19 protein-coding genes are annotated in these 17,759 nt (G+C 43.5%); 4 read left to right on the top strand and 15 right to left on the bottom strand.

Going from position 1 to position 17,759, the window contains the following annotated elements; translation table 11 throughout:
- Positions 1-52 precede the first annotated feature (52 nt).
- The gene (locus tag CWC29_RS13435; protein WP_128725335.1) at positions 53-1,021 is read left to right on the top strand and encodes a PstS family phosphate ABC transporter substrate-binding protein; all 969 of its coding nucleotides are present in this window, start codon (positions 53-55) and stop codon (positions 1,019-1,021) included.
- A 209-nt stretch (positions 1,022-1,230) separates the two neighbouring features.
- Entirely contained in the window at positions 1,231-2,853 is a 1,623-nt protein-coding gene (locus CWC29_RS13430; RefSeq protein WP_138522694.1) for a methyl-accepting chemotaxis protein, read from the top strand.
- Between the two features lie 332 nt (positions 2,854-3,185).
- On the opposite strand, the gene CWC29_RS13425 is transcribed toward CWC29_RS13430, so the two are convergent.
- The 10 genes from CWC29_RS13425 to sfsA all read right to left on the bottom strand — a co-directional run bounded on the left by CWC29_RS13425 (position 3,186) and on the right by sfsA (position 11,387).
- Positions 3,186-3,593, bottom strand: a complete 408-nt coding sequence (locus CWC29_RS13425; RefSeq protein ID WP_128725333.1) for a type 2 periplasmic-binding domain-containing protein — start codon at positions 3,591-3,593, stop codon at positions 3,186-3,188.
- Positions 3,594-3,604: 11 nt separating this feature from the next.
- Positions 3,605-4,798: a porin gene (locus tag CWC29_RS13420; RefSeq protein ID WP_138522692.1), complete on the bottom strand. Its 1,194-nt coding sequence runs from the start codon at positions 4,796-4,798 to the stop codon at positions 3,605-3,607.
- Between the two features lie 332 nt (positions 4,799-5,130).
- Positions 5,131-5,361 carry a hypothetical protein gene (locus CWC29_RS13415; protein WP_039491465.1) on the bottom strand — a complete coding sequence of 77 codons (231 nt, stop codon included), beginning with the start codon at positions 5,359-5,361 and terminating at the stop codon, positions 5,131-5,133.
- A gap of 9 nt (positions 5,362-5,370) precedes the next feature.
- Positions 5,371-6,219 (bottom strand): pantoate--beta-alanine ligase, encoded by an 849-nt coding sequence (panC, locus tag CWC29_RS13410; protein ID WP_128725331.1) that lies wholly within the window; start codon positions 6,217-6,219, stop codon positions 5,371-5,373.
- Between the two features lie 84 nt (positions 6,220-6,303).
- The gene (gene panB / locus CWC29_RS13405) at positions 6,304-7,098 is read right to left on the bottom strand and encodes a 3-methyl-2-oxobutanoate hydroxymethyltransferase (protein ID WP_128725330.1); all 795 of its coding nucleotides are present in this window, start codon (positions 7,096-7,098) and stop codon (positions 6,304-6,306) included.
- 23 nt (positions 7,099-7,121) lie between these two features.
- Entirely contained in the window at positions 7,122-7,601 is a 480-nt protein-coding gene (folK, locus tag CWC29_RS13400) for a 2-amino-4-hydroxy-6-hydroxymethyldihydropteridine diphosphokinase (protein WP_128725329.1), read from the bottom strand.
- Positions 7,602-8,918 carry a polynucleotide adenylyltransferase PcnB gene (gene pcnB, locus CWC29_RS13395; protein WP_138522696.1) on the bottom strand — a complete coding sequence of 439 codons (1,317 nt, stop codon included), beginning with the start codon at positions 8,916-8,918 and terminating at the stop codon, positions 7,602-7,604.
- Between the two features lie 173 nt (positions 8,919-9,091).
- Positions 9,092-10,039, bottom strand: coding sequence for a tRNA glutamyl-Q(34) synthetase GluQRS (gene gluQRS, locus CWC29_RS13390; RefSeq protein WP_138522690.1), 948 nt, complete (start codon positions 10,037-10,039; stop codon positions 9,092-9,094).
- Between the two features lie 10 nt (positions 10,040-10,049).
- Positions 10,050-10,493 carry an RNA polymerase-binding protein DksA gene (dksA, locus tag CWC29_RS13385; protein WP_017216564.1) on the bottom strand — a complete coding sequence of 148 codons (444 nt, stop codon included), beginning with the start codon at positions 10,491-10,493 and terminating at the stop codon, positions 10,050-10,052.
- Positions 10,494-10,667: 174 nt separating this feature from the next.
- A complete protein-coding gene (gene sfsA / locus CWC29_RS13380; RefSeq protein WP_128725327.1) occupies positions 10,668-11,387 on the bottom strand; it encodes a DNA/RNA nuclease SfsA in 720 nt (239 codons plus the stop codon).
- Positions 11,388-11,463: 76 nt separating this feature from the next.
- On the opposite strand from sfsA, the gene pepB reads away from it, so the two are divergent.
- A complete protein-coding gene (pepB, locus tag CWC29_RS13375) occupies positions 11,464-12,759 on the top strand; it encodes an aminopeptidase PepB (protein WP_128725326.1) in 1,296 nt (431 codons plus the stop codon).
- Positions 12,760-12,812: 53 nt separating this feature from the next.
- Here the strand turns inward: pepB and CWC29_RS13370 are convergent, their stop codons facing one another.
- Positions 12,813-13,232, bottom strand: a complete 420-nt coding sequence (locus CWC29_RS13370; RefSeq protein ID WP_128725325.1) for a CBS domain-containing protein — start codon at positions 13,230-13,232, stop codon at positions 12,813-12,815.
- 136 nt (positions 13,233-13,368) lie between these two features.
- Here CWC29_RS13370 and CWC29_RS13365 point away from each other — a divergent pair, with 136 nt between their 5' ends.
- Complete coding sequence (locus CWC29_RS13365) at positions 13,369-14,022, top strand: DUF2987 domain-containing protein (protein ID WP_138522688.1); 654 nt, start codon at positions 13,369-13,371, stop codon at positions 14,020-14,022.
- Positions 14,023-14,043: 21 nt separating this feature from the next.
- Here the strand turns inward: CWC29_RS13365 and CWC29_RS13360 are convergent, their stop codons facing one another.
- The 4 genes from CWC29_RS13360 to CWC29_RS13345 form a co-directional block, all read right to left on the bottom strand.
- The gene (locus tag CWC29_RS13360) at positions 14,044-14,517 is read right to left on the bottom strand and encodes a GNAT family N-acetyltransferase (RefSeq protein ID WP_138522686.1); all 474 of its coding nucleotides are present in this window, start codon (positions 14,515-14,517) and stop codon (positions 14,044-14,046) included.
- A 9-nt stretch (positions 14,518-14,526) separates the two neighbouring features.
- Positions 14,527-15,270 carry a divergent polysaccharide deacetylase family protein gene (locus tag CWC29_RS13355; protein ID WP_128725322.1) on the bottom strand — a complete coding sequence of 248 codons (744 nt, stop codon included), beginning with the start codon at positions 15,268-15,270 and terminating at the stop codon, positions 14,527-14,529.
- A gap of 81 nt (positions 15,271-15,351) precedes the next feature.
- Positions 15,352-16,563 (bottom strand): S41 family peptidase, encoded by a 1,212-nt coding sequence (locus tag CWC29_RS13350; protein WP_128725321.1) that lies wholly within the window; start codon positions 16,561-16,563, stop codon positions 15,352-15,354.
- A 38-nt stretch (positions 16,564-16,601) separates the two neighbouring features.
- The gene (locus CWC29_RS13345) at positions 16,602-17,747 is read right to left on the bottom strand and encodes a murein hydrolase activator EnvC family protein (RefSeq protein ID WP_138522685.1); all 1,146 of its coding nucleotides are present in this window, start codon (positions 17,745-17,747) and stop codon (positions 16,602-16,604) included.
- Positions 17,748-17,759 lie beyond the last annotated feature (12 nt).

Below are 17,759 nucleotides of genomic sequence, written 5' to 3'. Positions count from 1 at the left end.
CTGCACAATGAGCTGCGTAAAATAACTGGGACCAACAACTGGAGTGACCCCAATGAAATTTAAAAGCTTAGTTGCCGCAATGGGTGTGGCTATTACTACATTAGTTTCTACTCAAGTATCTGCTTTAGACGAAAAGTTACCAGAGTACAATAAAACTAGCGGTATCTCAGGAAACTTCTCTTCTGTAGGTTCTGATACGCTTGCCAATATGATGACGTTTTGGGCTGAAGAATACAAAAGAATATACCCTAACGTAAACATCCAGATCCAGGCTGCTGGTTCCTCAACTGCGCCACCAGCTCTAACGGAAGCAACGGCAAACTTCGGTCCAATGAGCCGTAAGATGAAGTCAAAAGAAATCGAGGCTTTTGAAAAGCGCTACGGTTATAAGCCGACAGAAGTTCGTGTCGCAATTGATGCCCTAGCAGTATTTGTACACAAAGATAACCCAATCGAAGGCTTAACAATTGAACAGGTTGATTCAATCTTCTCTTCAACGCGCAAGTGTGGAGCATCAGCACAAGCAAATCGCTGGAGTGACATTGGTCTAACGGGGGATTGGGCTGCAAAAGATATCCAGCTTTATGGTCGTAACTCAGTATCTGGTACTTATGGTTACTTCAAGAAAAAAGCACTGTGTAAGGGCGACTTCCGCAATAATGTTAACGAGCAGCCAGGTTCTGCGTCTGTGGTACAGTCTATCTCGTCTTCAGTGAATGCGATTGGTTACTCTGGTATCGGTTATAAAACCTCAGGCGTACGTACAGTGCCATTAGCGAAAAAAGGCACGAACTACGTTGATGCAACATTAGAAAATGTGGCACAGGGTAAATACCCGCTGTCTCGCTTCCTATACCTATATGTAAACAAGCACCCTAATAAAGAGTTAGCACCTATCGAAGCTGAATTCTTGAAGATGGTATTGTCTAAAGAAGGTCAAAAGATCGTTGAGAAAGATGGTTACGTTCCTCTTTCTAGCGAAATGGCGACACGCGAATTGAAAAAGTTAGGTTTACTCTAATCTATTATTCAACTCGCTAATTACTTGTTGTTATTGATGCCGCTCATTGAGCGGCATTTTTTGTTACTACATCATCATGTTCCCAGATTGAATAATTTGTTTAAATCTTCATCCTAAAACGGCAAAAAAGCTGGAAATATTCTATATTTAGTTAAAATTTATAATAAATCAGTCGATAATGAACTCGTCTTACTTCAAAAGGTGTATATATGAGTCTAGGTACTGCTTTTGCTGATCTTAGTATTACCAAAAAGATCCACGCCATTACGCTCGTTGCGGTTGTCGCTTTTGTGGTTATCGTGTTTGTTAATTACAACGCTATTAGCTCTAATCAAAGGGCATTAAATGAATTAGAGGAGCAGACATATAAAATTCTTAACCTCGCCACAGAAAATGCAAATAAGCTGCAGAATTTAGATGAGCTATTCACTCAAGCTGTAACCTTCGGGGATGCAGAGTTGCTAGATAAAGCAAAAGAATATCAGCAGCAAATTCAAGCGAACCTGCAAAAAATTGAGTCGGTACAAAGCGGCTTTATGCCTTCAGATAATAGCGACGAGCTTGTGCAGTACGGTAAAATTGCGCAACAAATTGCAGGGGGAATGATTGATGGTACAGCTGACTTTTCCCGTATTCAAGAAGATGCCAAAAAGAAAACTGAAATCTACGAAGGCCTAGTCGCAGATTTTACCAAGGCGAAAGCAAACGCGAACGACCGCTTTGTCGAACTGCTACAAAACACTGAAGCACGTTCAGCAAATGCGCTCACGATAATGCTGATTGTGGCTGTTATTTCTTTACTTGTTCTGGTTTTCTTAGCGGTTGTGATTGCAAGAGGTATTGGCAACTCCGCTAAGGATGCGGCGCAAAATCTGAAACTGCTAGCGCAAGGGCAGGGTTCTTTGTCCACCACGCTCAATGTGCGCTCTCACGATGAAATTGGCCAAGTATCCATCAACTTCAATGAGTTTGTTGCTTTACTAAAAGGGGCGGTTGTCGAGGTCATGAGTGTCGTCGAGCCTTTGATGAAAGACTCAAGCCGTCTTGTTCAGGGCATGGAAAAAGCTGAAGGGGCAACTAAGCAACAAACGCATGACGCGGAAGTGGTACGTCAATCTATGGAAGAAATGCGGTTAAGTGTGGGTGATATCTCTCACTCGGCGTCACAGGCATCAGATGCTGCCCAGCTGGCCGAACAAGAAGTTGAGCAGAGTAAGCGCCAAATTCAGGTGTCAGTTAACGAATCACAAGCGTTAAGTGAAGAAATTAATCATGCAGCAGAGACGATCAATAAGCTAGCTGATGATACACAGAACGTGACGCAAATCTTAAATGTGATCACATCAATTGCAGAGCAAACCAATTTACTTGCTTTAAATGCTGCGATTGAGGCGGCTCGTGCTGGTGAGCAAGGTCGAGGTTTTGCTGTGGTTGCTGATGAAGTCCGCGAATTAGCCTCAAGAACAGCAAAGTCGACCAATGAGATAAGAGAACTTTTAAATGTGTTAACAGAAGCGGCAAACCAAGCGGTGAAAGCAATGACAAGTGCAAGCAGTATGGCAATTAATAACGCGGAAGCTGCAGCACAAACCGGACAGTCGATTGAGCAGATAGCAGCACAAATCTTGTCAATAAATAGCATGAATGGTCAAATTGCTGCGGCAACGGAAGAGCAGACCTCGGTAGCTGCGATGGTGGTAAACAATGTGACATCTATGCACCAGTCTTTCCAAGACACAATGCAAGCGTTGAATGAAGTACAAGACGTTGCTGAGAATCTTCATGTATTGTCCGATAACTTGAAAGATGCAACCTCAAAATTTAGAGTCTAATGCTTTAATTTTTAAACGATAAATAAAAACAGCCACATTAAGTGGCTGTTTTTATTTGATAAGGAATATTAGGGTCTGTTTATCTTTCAAGTTTGCTTTTGCAGCAGTTTGATTGGTATTTATACAAGGCAGAGCCTGCGTAGCATAGTCATTCTATGTGAGTCAGGCGAGCACACAGTGAAAATACCAATCAAGCGCTGCCCTTTGGTTTCACCTGAGTACGCTTTGTTCATTGTTGCTCAACTTTTACCTAGATCACTAGACGGCAAGTCGAGCGTCGCGACCAAAACCCACTCAGAAGAACAAAAATCAAACAGCAAAGGTCAAAGGCCCTAGTATTTACCTATCACTTTGACGGCATCGGTTACTTTGCTTGCGTCAATATAACCAATTGCGTCTGCATTGCTCGAAACAAAATCGATTACCGCTTGATCGCTATCGAGCTTCTTCGGAGGTGTTCCCTTACCAGTGAATACTAATTTAGACCAATGGGCATTTAGCTGAGAGCTAGATTTACCAATCACTTTGTCGTTAAACTCGTCAAATACAGCATTACCATCCTGATTCACAGGGGTCGCACTATTACCATCGGCAAATGATTTGCTTTTACCTAGGAATAACTTTTTGATAGTACCGTCATCAACAGCAGATGCATTGGCTGAGTTCACGATAACAGCAATATCTGCTAAAGCTACCTGGCTGGCTAACAGTAGCCCTAAGCTCAGTATTTTTTTAATCATATTAGCCTCCGTTAGAATACTAAATCGATACCGAAGCTCAACAGCTCAACTTTTTGATCTGTCAACGTGTTATCGAATTGGTTTAGTTCAATTTTGAATGCTGCTGATGGATGGAAGTCATAACGTGCACCAATACTCCATGTTTCAGACTCTGCACGAGCGCCTGCAAGCGCACCATTAACAAGAGTTCTTAAATAAGGTGCATTTGGATTGGTTGGATCGGCCGTGACGGGAATGGTTACGCCATTTGGAGCGGTGATGGTGAGTGGGACAGAGTTAAACTCGTCGTTCTCATTCTTGTCTTCATTGTGTTCGTAGGTTAGGTGGACAGTCCATGCATCAATACGGTAACCGAGTGAAGCGTAATACTGCTGTTGTTTAGCAAGTATACTGTTATCCACTTCAAACTGGGTGTATTCTGCGTCGAACAAGACATCGTTGTAGTCGATAGCAATACCAATCGCGGCAAAGTAAGCATCATCTTTATCGACAGCAATATCATCCGCTTGTTCAGTTAGCCCATAGCCAGTCAACCCTGCCAATAATCCCGATAGTTCAGGGCTATTAGCTGCGCTAATGCTCGCTTCGGTAGCAAAGTAGGCCGCACGCATACTGAACCAATCTCTGCTTAGTGTCCAGTTTATGCCTACTGTGTTGTTTAACTCAGCTTCATCTGAGTAGGTAATAGCAACAATGTCGTCATCTACGCTGCCTAATGCTAGCTGTACAGTGCTTTCCCACTCCCCTAATGTTGAGTTATGGATATAACTCAATCCGTTATAGGTGCTAAAGCTTAGGTTATATACAGATTGAGGTGGTTTAACCCAGCGGTATGCATAGCCCACATCTAAAAAGTCAGAGTAGCGATAGAATGGTATACGCATTTTACCTGCGCTTATCTGTGAAGCATCTGAAATCGCATAAGTTAAGTATGCCCATTCAAACTCGGCATCAAAGTCATTCTGACCACGGCCCACGATCTGTGCTGTGGCAGTTAGACTTTCTTGTAGATCGGCGGAAAGTTGTAGGGCGAATAAACTACGGTTTTCCATATCAAAATCATTGTCATAGCCATATAGTGTGTCGTCACTATCTAGCGTTTGGCCACCAATAATGGAAGCAAAACCATTAATTCTGATCTCAGCGGCGCTGTGAAAACTCACTGCCCCAAGCGCTATCGCTAATGCAATTGCTGACTTTTTCATATTGATTCCCATTTTCTTTGCAAAGAGTCGTGTCTGTAACACGCATTAAAAGTGCTGATACCGAGCTCAACAATCGTGTTACTTTTGTCTTAGAGATTAGAATAAAAACCAGAAATAACAAGTTATTAAGAAAAGTTAGTACTCACTGCTTGCATTGTTTAAGAAATCAAGTCGTGAGCCAACTTAAGTTGGTGTTGTAGGTCTATCTCATCAGACCAGTTTATTATATCGCAAAATATTCCAAATGAGAGAATAAAAAATAATGGTGGGAGTTGGGAAGTATTTGTATTTAAAGGGATCGCAAGGGAGCTGGTTGCTAAAATAAGAGCAAACTATCGTTTGCTCTCGGTAATTTTTTCAGCCTGTACTTTGCAGGCATTATACTGCTCAATACATTTATCAGTGCATATCTGTAAAGACATTGTCTCTGGTGTGTTTTGCATCTCACAGCTGCGTTCGCATTGATAATTCTGCTGTGCACACTGGTTCAACTCAGGTGAGATAGAGTTACTGCACCCCAATAGGGTGGTAGAAAATACTAATAAGGCGAACGCAATTTTCATTATTATTCCTTAGACCGTGACTTGAATATTATCAATCAGTCTGACTTTGCCGAGAAAAGCTGCGGCAAGAATGACGAGTTGATTATCTTCGAGTGTAGCAGGTTTCAAGCTATCTTTTTGACAAATGTTAAAATAATCCAACTTTAATCCGGCATTATGCAGCATTTCTGTTGCATTTTTTGTTACCTTCGAAAAATCTTTTTCGCCATTCTCTATAGCGCCAGCTGCTGCTTTTAGCGCTTGAAAAAGTACTTTAGCAGTATCTTTTTCAGATTCAGAGAGGTAACCATTACGTGAGCTCATCGCCAGTCCAGAAACTTCTCTTTGAGTCGCAACACCAATCACTTCAACAGGAATAGACAAGTCTTTCACCATTGTTTTGATGACCTGTAGCTGTTGAAAGTCTTTTTCACCAAAGCAGGCAAAATCAGGTTGTACTAAGTTAAACAGTTTAGTGACAACCGTTGCAACGCCACGAAAGTGTCCTGGGCGTGTGCCACCACAATGTCCTTCTGATACTCCTGGTACATCAACAAAACTTTGCGCATTTAGGCCGTTAGGATATATGGTCTCAACGGTAGGCGTAAACACAATATCGGTTTCTAATTCTGCAAGGCCCTGCTTATCTTGATCGAGCGTACGTGGGTAGCTGTCGAGGTCTTCGTTCGCACCAAATTGCATTGGATTTACAAAGATACTGACAACGACTTTATCCGCTAGGGTTTTCGCTTTTTCTACTAAAGAAAAATGACCACGGTGAAGGTTGCCCATCGTTGGTACGAAGGCAATGCTCAACCCTTGTTGGCGCCAAGCTTTAATCTGGCTTCGTAACGATTTAATCTCAGTAACTGATTGCATGTTGTACTCTAACTAATAATAACAATACCAACCCAAACAAAATGCTTGGATCAGACTCAGCGATAAGCATCACTCATCGCAAATTTAATTAAATTCGTGATCAGGACCCGGGAAGTCACCTGATTGCACGTCTGCACAAAACTTTTTCACCGCATCTGGCATGTTGCCAGTTTCTAGCAGGAAGTTCTTAGAAAATTTAGGAATATAGCCTGCGGAAATACCAACCAAGTCATGCATAACCAAAATTTGGCCATCGGTCTCTTTACCTGCGCCAATACCAATAACCGGAATTGTCACGGCATCGGTAATGCGTTTAGCCAATGCCGAAGGCACACATTCAATCACGATCATTTGTGCACCAGCACGTTCTAACGCTTGTGCATCGGCTATCATCTTTTGTGCCTGTGCTTCTTCACGACCTTGAATTTTAAAGCCACCAAACACGTGCACTGATTGTGGTGTTAACCCTAAATGGCCACAAACTGGGATCCCTTGTTGGGTAAGCAGTGCAATGCTGTCGTAGAGCCATTCACCACCTTCCAGCTTTACCATGTTTGCACCAGAGCGCATCAAGGTAGCCGCATTCTGACAGGCTGACTGTGGATCTGAGTAGCTCATAAAAGGCATATCGGCGATAACGAATAGCTCTTTACTACCAGCTCGTACACAACGGGTATGATAGGCAATGTCATCCGTGGTAACGGCTAAAGTGTCTTCACCACCTTGTAAAACCATACCCAGAGAATCACCTACTAAGATGACATCTACGCCATTGTCGTGAAATAACTTTGCAAAACTTGCATCGTAAGCGGTGAGAGCGGTTATTTTTGTTCCTTCACGCTTCATTTTGGCAAGTGTTGAGACGGAAATTTTTGCCATGGTAAACCCCTTGAATTGGTTTATTAGAGGATTGCTAATCCGTTAAGTGGTAAGTGCTGTGATAAAGAGCCAAGCTCAGTGCCATCAGGTAATTTGAGTTCTGGCGCTATCTCTAATAGTGGATAGACGACAAATTCTCTTTCTTTCAAGCCGTAGTGTGGCACCGTAAGCCTATCACTGTGAATGGTGTCGGTATTAAAAAGCAGAATATCTAAATCGAGCGTGCGCGGTCCCCAGCGCTCGGCTTTGCGTACACGACCATGTTCAAGCTCTATTTGTTGCAATACATCGAGTAAAGACTCTGCTGTTAATGATGTTGCTAGTTTTGCTACGGCATTCACATAATCAGGTTGATCTTGAGGGCCCATAGGTTTTGAGCCATACAGGCTAGAGTGCTGGACAAGCGAGAGGTCTGGATGGGCGGCGAGCACATCGAGTGCTCGCTGTATTTGTGCCATCGGCTCGGATAGGTTTGCACCCAATCCAATGTACGCAATATTCATTTAATCTTCTTTCGGTTTTCTTTTTGGCTTACGTCTATTATAACGACGCTTAGGTTTGCTTTGGTTACCTAAGTTGCGAACCATGTCTTTTTGGCCGGTGACGTCATTCTTGAGGTAGTCAGTCCACCAAGCTGCAAGTTCTTCTTGCTCTTGCTCACCACTTTCAACACGCAATAATAGGAAATCATATGAGGCTTTGAATCTCGGCTGCAAGCTTAGGCGATATGCACGCTGGCCTGAACGTTTATCTAGGCGTTGTTGAATATGCCAGATATCTCGGGCACCTAAAGTAAAGCGTTTAGGTACCGCAACATGTTTAGCATTTTCAGCAAGGACGTGATTAATGGCTTGCATAAAGGCATCATATTCATTCATACCTTCGGCCACAAGCGCTTCGCTCTTAGCTAAAATAGGGAACCATAAAAGCGCTGCATAGATAAATGCAGGGGTTACTTTTTTATCCGCATTGATACGGCTATCCGTATTGGCAAACATTTGCTGAATAAAGCGACGCTCAAAGTCATTGTCAGGCTGTGCTAGTATTTTATCGAGCGCTGGGAATAACTGCGCAAATAAGCCGTATTCACGCATCTGAAGAAAATTTTCTTCCGCTTTACCATTTAAAAATAGCTTTAGCGTTTCTTCGAACAAGCGTGCAGCTGGAATATGTCCAAGTAACGGCGCTAGTGCTTTAATCGGAGTGCGGGTCGGGGTAGCAATCTCCATATCTAGTTTGGTTGCAAAGCGGATGGCTCTGAGCATGCGTACCGGATCTTCGCGATAGCGAGTTTCAGGGTCGCCAATCAACTCAATTTTACGCGCTTTAATGTCAGCAACACCACCAGCAAAGTCGCGTAGAGTAAAGTCATTGATCGAATAATATAGCGCATTGATAGTAAAGTCGCGGCGCTCGGCATCTTCTTCAATACTGCCGTAGACATTGTCGCGTAATAGCTGCCCGTGTTCGCTGGCTTGACTTGTCGTGGCACAAGAGTCATCACTTTGGTGATGGCCACGCATGGTGGCAACTTCAATAATTTCCCGTCCAAAAACAATGTGCGCAAGGCGGAAACGACGACCTATTAAGCGACAGTTACGGAAGAGCTTTTTGATTTGTTCAGGTGTTGCATTGGTAACGACGTCAAAGTCTTTAGGCTCTATTCCTAGCATGATATCGCGGATACAACCACCAACTAGGTAGGCATCATAGCCACCGTCTTTTAAGCGATAGAGCACTTTGATAGCGTTAGGGCTAAATTGTTTACGAGATATACCATGCTCGCTGCGAGGAATTATCGCAGGTGTCGGGCTGGCCATTTTCACCGTCTCATCGCCTTTTCCAGTTACAAACTGGCGGCAAAAGTTTACAAGCTTGGAAATAATAACTCGTCTCCTGAGCAATCAAGTTTTCTATTCTAGTCGTTGTGAACCACTGCTTTTGTCTTAAAACAGGTCGCATTTAAGGCTCGCTATCATATACTCAAATGAGACTAAATTGAAGTACTTGAAAACAGTGGGCGAAAAGCAAAATCGCCATTTTCTAGAGAGTCTAGTTGAATTTCCTGTACTTTAGGAACGTGATCAAGACTAAAAATATCAATAGCGTGAGTCAGTAATGCGCCAACGTCTTGATAATTATGGAGAGAATCAACCGGCACATGCAAATAACGCAGCGCGGCATAAAGGGTTGGTAGCGGATTGTGGTTATCAATAGCTGGCGCATGATTCTGCTTAGATAACTTAAATCCGGGCTCTGCGACAGCCAGTGGTACGTGAGCGTACTCAGGTGGTGGCTGGTTGAGTTGTTGAAATAAACTAATTTGTCTTGCTGTGGGTTCTAGCAGGTCAGCACCACGTACGATATGACTAATCTTTTGCTCTATGTCATCAACTACCACCACCAATTGATAAGCAAATAAGCCGTCGCGGCGTTTAACGATGTAATCTTCATGCGCAATTGCAGGGGGAATGACAACCGTGCCTTGTATTGCATCATTAAATTCAGTAACTGGACAGCGCTGCTGTAGGCGCAAAGCGTTATCTTGCCAACTTAGCGCTAAAGCTCGGCAATGATTGTTATAAAACCCACCCATTGCTTTAATTTGCTTTCTTGTACATTGACATGGATACACAAGGGAGTCTGATTTTAGTGTCGTCAAATAGTCTTGGTATAGGGCATGGCGCTGTGATTGATAGACAACCTTTTCATCCCAGTAAAGGCCGTATGCTTCAAGTGTGGTTAATATATTGTCGGCAGCACCCATAACTACACGCGGTGTGTCTATGTCTTCGATGCGAACGAGCCATTTACCTTGATTAGCTTTTGCGTCTAAATAGCTACTCAGGGCGGCTACAAGAGAGCCGAAATGAAGTGGACCGGAAGGCGAGGGAGCAAATCGACCGCGATAGCTCCCAGTTTGCTTTAAGCTTGGGGACACAGGGCTGAGATTATCCTCTGCCTTGTTGTTTTTCTTTGATTTCTGCGAGAGATTTACAATCAACGCAAAGATCAGCTGTTGGACGCGCTTCTAAACGGCGAATGCCGATTTCAATACCGCACGACTCACAAAAGCCAAAGTCATCATCTTCGATAAGTTGAAGTGTTTTCTCAATTTTCTTGATTAGCTTACGCTCGCGGTCGCGAGTACGCAGTTCAAGAGAAAACTCTTCTTCTTGCGCTGCACGGTCCACAGGATCAGGAAAGTTTGCCGCTTCGTCTTGCATGTGTGTCTTAGTACGGTCTACTTCATTACGTAGATCGGCACGCCATGCTTCTAATATCGCTTTGAAATGAGCACGTTGTGCTTCATTCATGTATTCTTCGCCTGGCTTTTCTTGATAAGGTTCTACACCGGCTTGAGCCAATAACCCTAGTTTTTTCTGGTCTGGCATACCATTCTCCTAAATCCTTAATACATAACCCCAGCTTTCGCCGGCGGGTATAAATAGCAAAATCTTTACCCCTTAGCAAACACTTTTTTGCTGCAAATGTCAGCCACTTTTTCAATGTTTAACTATTTTGGGGGAGAAAACTATCACGGCTATATGTGGGCGACATGAAAAAAGTCAAGCGTAATCAAAAGGAATTTCTTCAATTAATTGTACTTGGTTGTCGTCAATATGCGCTCGGTAAGCAATGATTTCTACCCCATGAGAAATTGCTTCTTTCACTAACGCTGCATATCTTTGATCTATATGACTGGCTGGTTTGACGCAATTAATCCCTGTATGGAGCGCGGCAAACAGTAATACCGCACGGTGACCTTGCTGTTTAATGTGGATTAATTCTCTAAGATGTTTTTGACCTCTTAAGGTTTCAGCATCAGGGAAAAAACCTTGCTGTTGCTCGAGCAACGTCACCGACTTTACTTCAACGTAGCAGAATTGCGAGGATTGTCCATTTTCGAGGTTGCTCAACAAAATATCAATTCGGCTATTTTCAGCCCCATATTTCACCTCAGTTTGAAGTGTTTTGTAGCCTTGCAATTGCGTTATTCTTCCTTGCTCAATGGCCTCAACAGACACTTTATTGGCCACCGCTGTATTTACACAAATAAAATGACCATCATTATCTTGCGTCAGCTCCAACGAATGAATGTACTTTCGCTTAGGGTTATCGCTGGTGGAATAATAGGCTGTAAATCCCGGGTCTGCACAATTGGTCATTCTACCAGTATTGGCGCAGTGTACGGTGAATTCGTCACCACTTGGGGCGCGTAAGTCGACAAGAAAGCGTTTATATCGTTTGAGCAAGGTTGCTTGTTGTAATTGCCTAGAAAACTTCATTGGTCGCTTTAGGTTGGGTGTATTTAGTGGCTAGTGTACACTTAACCACACTTACAAGCACAAGAGTGAAAAGAGAATGTCAGAGAAATTTATTGTACGACTGAGTGAAGACGCTAAACCAGAGTATTTATCTGCTGGTGCTGCATTGTCGTTTGAAAAGGACGGTGCTTTTATCCATTTACAACAAGACGAAACGCTGAAGAATATTCAGAAAGCGGCTCGTAGCATCGCACAACAAGGGATTAAGCAAGTTCATCTAGAGGGTGACTTGTGGTGTACTGAATCTCAATGGGCTTTTTATCAAGGATTTGTGTCACCAAAAGCATTAGATGGTGTGGTGTTTGTTGACAACGACCAATCAGATCTAAAAGAGCTTGATGCACTAAAAGCGTCGGCGACATGGATGCGTCAGATGATCAACGGTACGGCCGAAGACATTTACCCTGAAAGTCTTGCTGGGAAAGCGGCTGAGTTTATTCAGTCATTGGCACCAGAGCATGTTAGCTATCAAATCATTAAAGGCGACGCGTTGTTAGAGCAGCAATGGATCGGTATTCATGAAGTCGGGCGCGGCAGTGAGCGTCCACCAGTACTACTTGAGCTTGACTACAATCCGACGGGTAATGATGACGCTCCAGTTAGCGCTGCACTTGTGGGTAAAGGGATCACGTTTGACTCAGGTGGTTACTCGATTAAGCCAAGCGAAGGCATGCTTACGATGAAGTGTGATATGGGCGGGGCGGCAACCGTAACGGCTGGTTTAGCGCTGGCTATTCAGCGTGGTTTTGACCGTCGTGTTAAGTTGTTCCTATGTTGTGCTGAGAACCTTATCTCAGGCCATGCCTATAAGTTAGGTGATATTCTTACCTACAAAAATGGCACCACAGTGGAAATCGTGAATACCGATGCTGAAGGACGTTTAGTATTGGCTGATGGGTTGATGGCTGCCGGTGAAACAGGCGCTGAGCTTATCATTGATGCTGCTACGTTAACGGGCGCTGCGCTCGTTGCGGTAGGTCAAGAGTACAATGCACTATTTGGCTTAGATAAAGCACTTGTCGGCGATGTACAGCAGTACGCGAGTGACGAATTTGAAGCCGCGTGGCCGTTACCTCTTGAAAAGTGGCACCAAAATAACTGTCCATCGCCTTATGCGGATACAGCTAACAGCCGAGCACAAAAAGGTGGCGGCTTTGGTGGTGCATCGAATGCTGCAGGCTTCCTATCTCGCTTTGTACCAAACGAAGGTCAAGGTTGGGTACATATCGACCTTGCAGCTTCTTTCCAAAATAGCGCAGGTGGTCAATGGGCTGCAGGTGCAACGACCTTAGGCATGAGAACCGTAGCGAGAACGCTTCAAGAAAAAGCGTAATCATGTGGTTAGCTGAGTGTATTCCGTGGAATACACTCGGTTTATTACCACGTTTAAGACAATAGTGCCGCTGCGAGCCGCACAAAGTCTGATGAAGTCAGTATTCCAACCAATTTGTTTTGTTCGTCCACCACAGGCATACAGCCATGGCGATTATCGACAAAAAAGCGCACCACATCTTGTAATGATTGACCCGGCCGCACGCTCGCAAAATCGGTCGCCATAATATCTCGTACTTTTGTTTGCTTTTCTTTTCTTGCAAGCGCATTTGCGCCGTAGGTTGCCATTATCCCCATTACCTTGGCGATCATAATTTTTTGCGTGAGCATACCAACCAAGACTCCCGCTTCGTCAATTACTGGGATGTGACGAACGTTTTTTTCTTTCATTAAATTATGCGCATCTTGCAAGGTATTTTCAGCAATTACTGCAAAAGGATCTGGGGTCATTAAATCAGCTACGGTTTGGGTCATCTGTTACTCCTTTTCAATCCATATGCTTATTTTGAGTTTAGCCTGATCTGTTCGGGATGTATGGAATTGAGATCAAGTTTTGAACTATTTTTTGCAGTGGGCTTCTTATAAATATAAAAATTAAAAGGATAACCCAATGAAAAAATTGTTGATGTTAGGTGCTGTCGTGAGCTTGCTTTGTAATTCTGTTTTTGCAGCAGAGCGAAGTGTTGAATATGGAGAAATTAATCAAATTCTAGATTTAATTGTCAACAAAGCGCAGTCGCAATATATCTTGTCTAAATTTACAGTGGAAGTGAAGCAGCCTGATATCGCGTTAGAGGATGTTAAACTTTGGTTGGAGCAAGATGGCAAGATCATTGCCAACGGTATCATAGATAAAGACGGCAATATTGATTTACCTATTTTATCGCAGTCACGCGCAGATAAAGTCAACTTAGTAATCAATCAAGAAAAAGACGCCGTTGCGATTATGGTCAATACGGATATAGCGCCGTTGACTAAGCAGCAGGTTATGTATCGCGATTTATTCATCCTTTTAGAAGACATGGACGCTTTTGTTGAGTTGATGGCTGGTAGCTTGTCTTGGTTTGCTCCAAGCTTTGATGAACTAGAGTTTACATTTACCGAACCTGCATCAATTCAGTTTGTGGATGCAACAGGTAAAACCCACAAGTTTGTAACCGATGATGAGTTTAAGATCCAAATCCCTAATAAGAAAAAGTGGATGAAGCTAAATCCATCTTTGCAATTTAGTGCTTTACCAACGCAGTTTGCGCCCATTGACTAGGGAAGGTAGCCCGTATGCTTGCTAGCAGGCGGGCATATCCTTTTCCATTAGGTAATTGGTTAACACTTCGCCACGAACGCTCACTTGTTGCTCCTTTATCACTCGGAAACCAAAATGTTCAAAGAAAGGTTTAGCCGTTTTGCTAACATGGGAAAATAAGCGCGTTGTGTTGGTTGTTTTGCTGTGTTCTAAAAGTGCGAGCATAAGTGCTTTACCTATGCCTTGGCCTTGATGTTCGGCATGGCAAAAAAAGTGATCAATAAGACCGTCGGCTTGGATATCGGCAAAGCCAACAATTTTACCATTTAGCACGGCGACAAGGGGTTGATTGCTCCTTAATCGGTCTTGCCAGCCTTTCTCGGCAATATCGCTATGTGCCCATGCATTAACTTGCTTATCGGAGTAATGCTGTATATTTACCGAGCGTATTGTGTCAAACATAAGCTTGTGTAGCGCGGCTTCTTCGCCGCTTTGAAACGGTCTGATGATAATCATTGTTAGCCTTTATTCTTGGAGTCGTAATTGTCCGGAAATAGCAGGTTGCTCTGCAATTTCTGCAAGTCGTACGTATTTTTGTTCAATCAGTTGAGACACCGGAACCAGTTTGGCATCAGTACTTTCAAGTTCTGCTAACTTGGTTGCAAGAAATGCGGCAGTTTCCTTATATGGGTGTGCAATAATAATCACATGCTCATGATTATCAAGTAGTTTAAGCATATGCTGCCACTGCTCGTTAAGTGCCTCTGTGGATATGTCATTGTCTAGAAAGACCTGTCGAGCGACGTTTTTCACGCCGTAAAGGTTGGCTGCATATTGGGCTTGGCTGTGGCTAGTGGTGCGACTATCTAAAAAGTATAATCCGCGCTTTTTTAATATTTCCATAGTCCATTTCATTGGCTCTATTTGTTCGGTTAGTGCTGAGCCCATGTGATTGTTTACGCCTTTAACTTGGGGCAGCGTCGACAGCGCGTTGCCAAGTGTCATTTGCAACTGCCATTTTTCCATATCGGTGGTTAATGCGCCCGGACCAAGCGCCTTTTCCGAGTCTTGTGCCTGCATTGGCACATGTAATAAAAGCTCGCGTTGTTGGCGGCTGGCTGCAAAGGCAAATTGTTGAGAAAAAGGCGTGTGGGGCAGGATCGAAAAAGTGATCCCACCCGGTAAAGACAGTAACTCCAAGTCACGTTGGTGATTGCCAATGTCGTCTATAACAATGGCAAACTGTTTTGCCGGCACTGCAAAGGTCATGCACGCCAGTATTATCCCGATTATTTTTTTTAGCACACAAATTATTATTATAGTTTACAGCCCTACAGGACCGCTTTTTATTTACTGTGATTGAACTAACGCCAGCGCCTTTGGCCAATGCGATGCTAGCTGTTCAATACCGGTTGTTTTGATTGATTCTTCACCAGTGATTATAGCGCTTTTATCGAGCAGGGAAAGCGCTTGTTTGGTAAAATATACATCGGGCTCTATACCTTTACCTTCAATTGATGTACCTGCTGGTGTGTAGTATCTCGCTGTCGTTAACTTTAATGCAGTAGTACCATTGCCAATCGGGATCAAGGATTGAACCGAGCCTTTACCATAAGAGCGTAAGCCAACGACTAAGGCACGTTTATTATCTTTAAGTGCGGCGGCTAAGATCTCGGCCGCTGAAGCGGAACGATTATTGATTAATACCAAAATAGGCGCACCATTTAAAATATCTCCTCGCTTTGCAATGTACGCCTGATTGGCGTCATAGAAGCGACCTTTGGTTGTGACGATTGTGCCACTATCTAAAAAAAGATCTGAGATTGCCACTGCACTATTAAGTGTGCCACCCGGATTGTCACGTAAATCAATAACCAGCTTTTTTAATGGACTGCCTAACTGTACTTGTAGTCGGTTTATTTGTCTTGCTACATCATGATAGGTGTGGTGATTAAAGCTGTTGACGCTTAAAAAACCGGTACCGTCATTTAAGAGTTTACTAGCGACACTTTCGATGACTATCTCTTGACGTTTAAGCTCAAGTGCAACCAGCTCGTCTTGTCTTAATACCACTAAATTGATGAGATTTTTATTTGCAGCTTTGAGTAGGGCAGACACTTCTTCTATCGATTTACCCACGACATTAGCCCCATTGATTGCATGGAGTTTATCACCGCTCTCTATTCCGGCTTGATCCGCAGGTGAATTGGGCAGAGTATCTAAAATAATCACGTAATTATCTTGTTCCTCGACTTCGATACCAAGCCCCGTGTAGCGTCCATTTGCTGCACTGAAGATGGATTCCAAGTCTTCCTCGTTGAGGTATTTAGAGTAGGGATCTAAATTATCAAAAAGGCTCGACAGGTTGCCTGCGTTATAACGGCTCAGAGGCAAGTCTTCAACGTAATAGGTGTGAATATGATACAGGATTTCATCGATTTCTTGAGCCGAAAACTTTTGTGTCGACGCGTGACTAAAAGCGCTAAAACTTAACAAAAGCAGGAAGCTTAATAATGCAACATAGCGCGCTGCAAGCGCGTAAAACCGGGTTTGTCTATTCATGTGCTGCTCCTCATCAAGGCGCAGCACGGGTTATTCAGTTAACTGGATCTGCACCATTTTATCGGATCTACAGCGCTTCCCTTATGCCGTATCTCAAAGTATAGACCAGAATCTCTTTGTCCGCCGCTTTGTCCTACCAAAGCGATCACTTCACCACTGCGAACTTGATCGCCAACATCGCGAAGCAGCGTTTGTGCGTGGCCATATAGGCTCATAAAACCATGACCATGGTCGAGCACAATAACCCAGCCAAAGCCGTTTAACCAATCTGCATATACGACTTGACCGGGAGCGACACTCGCAATTTCAGCACCTTCTTTTGCACCAATGAGAACACCCTTCCAATTCATTCCAGCATGCTTGCTTTGGCCGAATTTATGCTTAATTCGGCCTCTGGTCGGTAAACTCATTTTGCCTTTGAGTTTGGCTAACCCATCTAAGCGTACTTCGGCTTCTCTCTGGGCCTTGGCAAGCTCTTCTAAGGTTTGGATTAAGGTTTGCTCATTTTCTTTTAAATATGCGATAGCAGAGCGTGTTTCACTGAGTTTGTTATTTAGGTTTGCAAGCTGGTTTTGACGTTCTTGCTGCGCCTTTTTGAGCGCTTCCAAGCGTTCGTTCTGATGGTTTTGTAGCGCTTCTAAGCGTGCTTGTGTTCGTGCTAACTCTGCTTGAGTCTGTGCCAATTCTTTGCCGATAGATTTCAGTTGTTCGAGCTGTTTAATCCGTGCTTTATTTAGGTAATCATAATAGGCAATGGTGCGCTCTAGCTTTGTGGCATGCTCTTGATTAAGTAACATTCTGGAATAATCATGAGAGCCTGTCATGTAGGCACTTTTTAGCTGAGCCGCGAGGATCTTTTCAAATTTTTTCTTGTCGTTTAGCAGCGTGCTTTCTTGCTTTTTAAGTTCAGCCTGCTCAGTTTGGTTTTCTTTGATCCCTACTTCTGTGAGTGAGATTGCTTTGGCACTTTTGGCAATATCAAGTTCAAAGGCTTTGAGCTTCGCTTCGTGACGATTAATTTCACCGCGCTGCTTTTCTAATGCTTGTTGGCTAGCTTTAAGCTGTTGCTGGACTTCGTTTAAGTCTTGTTTGGTTCTAGATTCGTTGGCAACAGCGGGCGCTGTTGCCATGAGTAACGCTGCACCGAAAAGTGCAGCATAGTGAAATGTCGTTTTTAACGGCATACAGGCAGGCCG

The organism is Pseudoalteromonas galatheae, assembly GCF_005886105.2.
Taxonomy (GTDB): domain Bacteria; phylum Pseudomonadota; class Gammaproteobacteria; order Enterobacterales; family Alteromonadaceae; genus Pseudoalteromonas; species Pseudoalteromonas galatheae.
The sequence above is the reverse complement of the archived record's forward strand: the minus strand, read 5'-3'. Positions and strand labels throughout refer to the sequence as shown.